The following is a 6,000-nucleotide window of genomic DNA, read 5'->3' on the forward strand; positions in this document are numbered from 1 at the left end:
TCCAACGAGGAGCGGCTGGTCGAGTACCTGAAGTGGGTGACGGCGGACCTCCAGCAGGCCCGGCAGCGGATCGCCGAGCTGGAGACGCCCGAGCCGGTCGCGATCGTCGCGATGGCGTGCCGCTACCCCGGCGGGGTCGCCTCGCCGGACGACCTGTGGCGGCTCGTCGCGGAGGGCCGGGACGGCATCACGCCGTGGCCCGAGGACCGCGGCTGGGACGTGGACCGGCTCTACGACCCCGAACCGGGCGTGCCCGGCCGGACCTACACCCGCGAGGGCGGTTTCGTCGACCACGCCACCGAGTTCGACGCCGCGTTCTTCGGCATCTCGCCGCGCGAGGCGCTGGGCATGGACCCGCAGCAGCGCGTGCTGCTGGAGACCGCGTGGGAGCTGTTCGAACGCGCCGGGATCGACACGGCGGCGTTGCGCGGCAGCCGCACCGGCGTGTTCGCGGGCGTGGGGGAGCAGAGCTACCTGGGCCTGGCCGGGCCGGAGGAGCTGGAGGGCTACCTCATGACCGGCAAGCTGGGCAGCGTGGCGTCCGGGCGGATCGCCTACGCGTTCGGCTTCGAGGGCCCGGCCGTCACGGTGGACACCGCGTGCTCGTCGTCGCTGGTCGCGCTGCACCTGGCGGTGCGGTCGCTGCGCACCGGCGAGTCGACGCTGGCGGTGGCGGGCGGCTGCACGGTGTACGGCTCGCCCACCGGGTACGTCGACTTCTCCCGCCAGCGGGGGCTCGCGGCGGACGGCCGCTGCAAGTCGTTCGCGGCGGCGGCGGACGGCACCGGCTGGTCGGAGGGCGTCGGCCTGCTGCTGCTGGAGAAGCTCTCCGACGCCCGCCGCAACGGCCACCCCGTGCTGGCCGTGGTCCGCGGCTCGGCGGTGAACCAGGACGGCGCGTCCAACGGGCTGACCGCGCCGAACGGCCCCTCGCAGGAACGCGTGATCCGCGCGGCCCTGGAGGACGCCCGGCTGTCCACCGCGGACGTGGACGTGGTGGAGGCGCACGGCACCGGCACGCGGCTCGGCGACCCGATCGAGGCGCAGGCGTTGCTGGCCACCTACGGCCAGGGCCGGTCGACGCCGCTGCTGCTCGGCTCCCTCAAGTCCAACATCGGGCACAGCGTGGCCGCGGCCGGCGTGGGCGGCGTGATCAAGATGGTGCAGGCGATGCGGCACGGCGTCGCGCCGCGCACCCTGCACGTGGACGAGCCCACGCCCGTGGTCGACTGGTCGTCGGGCGCGGTGGAGCTGCTGCGCGAGGCCCGGCCGTGGCCGGAGTCCGACCGGCCCCGGCGGGCGGCGGTGTCCTCGTTCGGCGTCAGCGGCACCAACGCCCACGTGGTGCTGGAGCACGTGGTCGAGGAGCCCGCGCCGCGCGACCGGGCGCACCACGGCGAGCTGCCGTTCCTGCTCTCGGCGCGGTCCGCCGAGGCGTTGCGGGCGCAGGCCGCGCGGCTGCGCGACTTCGTCGCCGCCCGGCCCGAGGTGCCGCTGGTCGACGTGGCCCACACCCTCGCCACCGGCCGCACCGCCCTGGAGCACCGGGGCGCGGTCGTCGCACGGGACCGGGACGGGCTGCTGGCCGCGCTGGGGGCGTTCGACGGCGGTGCGCCCGCGCCGCAGCGCGGCCGGGTGGCGTTCCTGTTCGCCGGCCAGGGAGCGCAGCGCGCCGGCATGGGGCGTGACCTGCACGAGCGCTTCCCGGTGTTCCGGGAGGCGTTCGACGCGGCGTGCGCGCTGCTCGACCCACACCTGCCGACGCCGCTGAAGGACGTGGTGTTCGGCGACTCCGACCTGCTGCACCGGACCCGGTACACCCAGCCCGCGCTGTTCGCGTTCGAGGTGGCGTTGTTCCGGCTGCTGGAGTCGTGGGGCGTGCGGCCGGACTTCGTCGCGGGCCACTCGCTGGGCGAGCTGACCGCCGCGCACGTCGCCGGCGTGTTCTCGCTGGAGGACGCGTGCGCGCTCGTCGCGGCGCGGGCCCGGCTCATCGACGAGCTGCCCGAGGGCGGCGCCATGGTCGCCGTCGCCGCGCCGGTGGCGGAGGTCGAGCCGCTGCTGACGCCCGGCGCGGGGCTGGCGGCGGTGAACGGTCCGGCGTCGGTGGTGGTGTCCGGCGACGAGGACGCGGTGCTGGCCGTCGAGGCCGAGCTGCGGGCGCGGGGTCGCCGGACCAAGCGGCTCACGGTGAGCCACGCGTTCCACTCGCACCGGATGGAGCCCGCGCTGGCCCCGTTCCGCGAGGTCGCCGCGAGGATCACCTACCACGCGCCGTCGCTGCCGATCGTGTCCAACGTGACCGGCGCGCTCGTGGACGCCGAGGCGTTGTCGTCGCCGGACTACTGGGTGCGGCACGTCCGCGAGGCGGTGCGGTTCGCGGACTGCGCGCGGTCGCTGGCCGAGCGCGGCGTGACCGCGTTCGTGGAGGTCGGGCCGGACGCCGCGCTGACGCCGATGGTCCGCGAGACCACGGACGTCCCGGCCGTCGCGCCGCTGCGGACCGGGCTGGTGGCGGCGCTGGGCGAGCTGCACGGGCTCGGCGTGGCGGTGGACTGGCGCGCGTTCTTCGCCGGCACCGGCGCGCGGCACGTGGAGTTGCCGACCTACCCGTTCCAGCGGCAGCGGTACTGGGTCGACCGGCCGGAGGCGGCCGACGTCGCCGAGCTGGGCGTGGCCGAGGCGGACCACCCGCTGCTCGGCGCGGCGGTGCCGGTGGCGGGGGCCGACGAGGTCGTGTTCACCGGCAAGGTGTCCGTGCGCAGCCACCCGTGGTTGGCGCGGCACCGGGTGCACGGGTCGGCCGTGCTGCCGTCGTCGGCGCTGGTGGAGCTGGCGATCCGCGCCGGCGACGAGGTGGGGTTGCCGCGCCTGGCCGCGCTGGACGTGGTCGCCCCGATCGCCGTGCCGGACCGCGGTGGCGTGCTGCTCCAGGTGCGGGTCGCGAACGGTCAGTTGACCGTCCACTCGCGACTGGACGGCGACTGGACGCTGAACGCCGCCGGCACCCTCGCCCCGGCCCTGCCGCTCGTCCGGGACGACGCGGGCGAGTGGACCGCGCTCGACCCCGTGGCCCCGGACGGGTTCCGCCTGCACCCGTCGCTGCTCGACGCGGCGCTGCGCCTGGTCGGCGAGGGCGACGCGGTGCGGTGGCGGGACGTGGAGCTGCACGCCGTGGGCGCGGCGGACGTGCGGGCGCGGGTGACCGGCGACCGGATCGCGCTGGTCGACCCGAGCGGGGGACCGGTGGCCACGATCGGCTCGGTGGAGCTGCGCCCCACCGCCGCCGACGCCGTGGCGGACGCCCTGCTGCGGCCGCAGGACGCGTTGCTCCAGGTGGTGTGGGAGCCGGTCGAGCTGCCGCCGGCGCACGTGACGCCGCGCGTGGTGCGCTGGGCTCCCGGTGCCGACCTGCACGCGCGGACCGCGTCCGCGCTGGCCGACCTGCGGGGTGACGAGCCGTTCGTCGCGGTCACCTCGTGCGCGGTGCGCGACGTCACCGACGTGGACGGCGCGGCGCTGTGGGGCCTGGCCCGGTCGGCCCAGTCCGAGCAGCCGGGCCGCGTCACGCTGGTGGACGTGGACGGCGACCCGGCGTCGGAGGCCGCTATCCCGGCCGTGGTCGCGGCGGGCGTGCCGCAGGCCGTGGTGCGCCGCGGCGTCGTGCACGTGCCGCACCTGCGGCGCGCGCCGGTCGGGCGAGCCGCCTGGCGCACCGACGGCACGGTCCTGATCACCGGCGGCACGGGCACGCTGGGCGCGATGGTGGCCCGGCACCTGGCCCGCCAGGGGGTGCGCGACCTGCTGCTCACCAGCCGTCGCGGCCCCGACTCGCCCGGCGCGGCGGAACTGCGCGACGAGCTGGCGGCGCTGGGCGCGACGGCGCGGATCGTCGCGTGCGACGCGGCCGACCGCGACCAACTGCGCGCCGCCATCGGCGACACCCGGCTGACCGGCGTCGTGCACACGGCGGGCGTGATCGACGACGCGCTGATCGACGACCTGACCCCGGAACGGCTCGCCGCCGTGCTGCGGCCCAAGGCCGACGCCGCCCGGCACCTGCACGAGCTGACCCGGGACCACGAGCTGGACGCGTTCGTGCTGTTCTCGTCCATCGCCGGGGTCATCGGCGGCGCGGGCCAGGGCAACTACGCCGCCGCCAACGCCTACCTCGACGGCCTGGCCGCCCACCGGGCCGCGCTGGGCCTGCCCGCCACGTCGGTCGCCTGGGGCCTGTGGGCCGAGGCCAGCGGCATCACCAGCGGCCTGACCGAGCTGGACCGGGCCCGGATCGCGCGCGCCGGCTTCCGCCCGGTCGAGACCGCGCAGGGCCTGGCGATGCTCGACGCGGCCGTGGCGTCCGGCACGCCCGCGCTGGTCGGCGCGCCGCTGGACCTGGCCGCCCTGCGGGCCAGGCCGGAGCAGGCCCCGCCGCTGCTGCGGACCCTGCTGCCGCCGGTCCGGCCGGTCGCGCGCACCGGCGCGCCCGCGCCGAACCTCGCCGAGCTGTCCGAGGACGAACGGCGGGAGGTCGTGGCGGAGGTGGTGCGGCGCGAGGTCGCGGCCGTGCTGGGCCTGTCCGGCGAGGTCGAGGACAAGCCGTTCCCGGACCTCGGCTTCGACTCGCTGCTGTCGGTCGAGCTGCGCAACCGGGTCGCCGCCGCCACCGGGCTGGCCCTGCCCGCGACCGTCGTGTTCGACCACCCGACGCCCGGTGCGCTGGCCGCGTTCCTGGCGGGCGCGGCCGGCACCGCGGACGTGGACTACGACGAGGTGCTGGCCGAGGACGTCCGGCCGGCGGCGGAGGTCGTGCGGACCGTCGAGGACCCGCGGCACGTGCTGCTGACCGGCGCGACCGGGTTCGTGGGCGCGTTCCTGCTGCGCGAGCTGCTGCGGGCGTCCGACGCGACCGTGCACTGCCTGGTGCGGGCCGCCGACGAGGCCGAGGGGATGGGCAAGGTCGAGGCGAACCTGCGCTGGTACCGGCTGTGGGACGAGGTCGACCCGGCGAGGCTGCGCATCGTGCCCGGCGACCTGTCCCAGCCCCGGCTCGGCCTGGCCGAGGAGACCTACGACCGGCTCGCGCGCGAGGTGGACGCCGTCTACCACGCGGGCGCGACGGTCAACTGGCTGCGGCCCTACACCGAGCTGCGCGCGCCGAACGTGCACGGCACCCAGGAGGTGCTGCGCCTGGCCGCCCGGCACCGGACCGTGCCGGTGCACCACCTGTCCACCACGGGCGTGTTCGCCGGCGCGCGGGAACCGGGCGTGCCGCTGACCGTGGACGACCCGACCGGCCCGCCGGAGGCGCTGCCCAGCGGTTACCTGCGCAGCAAGTGGGTGGCCGAGCACCTGGTCGCCCAGGCCGCCGACCGTGGCCTGCCGGTGCGGGTCTACCGGGTGGACCTGGTGTCCGGCGACCAGGTCAACGGCGCGTGCCAGACCAGGGACTTCGTCTGGCTGGCCACCAAGGGCCTGGTGCAGGCGGGCGCGGTGCCCGCGGGCCTGGACGGCACGGTCCCGATGGTGCCGGTCGACTACGCCGCCGCCGCGGTCGTGGCGCTGTCCCGGGAGACCGGCGGCACGTTCCACCTCTACAACCCGGGCCGGGTGAGCTGGCGCGAGATCGTGGCGCGGCTGCGGGCGCACGGGTACCGGCTGGAGGAGCGCCCGTGGGAGCAGTGGCGAGCCGCCGTGCTGGCCGACCGGGACAACGCCCTGATCCCGCTGCTGGACGCGTTCGAGCTGATGATCACGGACAACGCGGGCTTCTACCCGGCGGTGGACGTGTCGAAGACGGAGCGGGCGCTGGCCGGCACGGGCATCACGTGCCCACCGGTCACCGGCGACCTGGTCGACACGTACCTGCGGTTCTTCGCCGAGACCGGCTACTACCCACCGACCCGCCAACCGGCCCTGGCCGCCGGCGCGTGACCTGACGGGGGCACCCGGCGGGTGGGCGTCGGCCGGAACGGCACCGCCCGCACCGAGTCCGGCAAC

At 76.7% G+C, this 6,000-nt stretch carries 1 pseudogene; it reads left to right on the forward strand.

From position 1 onward, the window contains the following. Positions 1-5,934: pseudogene (locus tag ACWEFJ_RS23745) on the forward strand (thioester reductase domain-containing protein); the annotation flags it as partial. Positions 5,935-6,000 lie beyond the last annotated feature (66 nt).

Source organism: Actinosynnema sp. NPDC004786, from assembly GCF_053601135.1.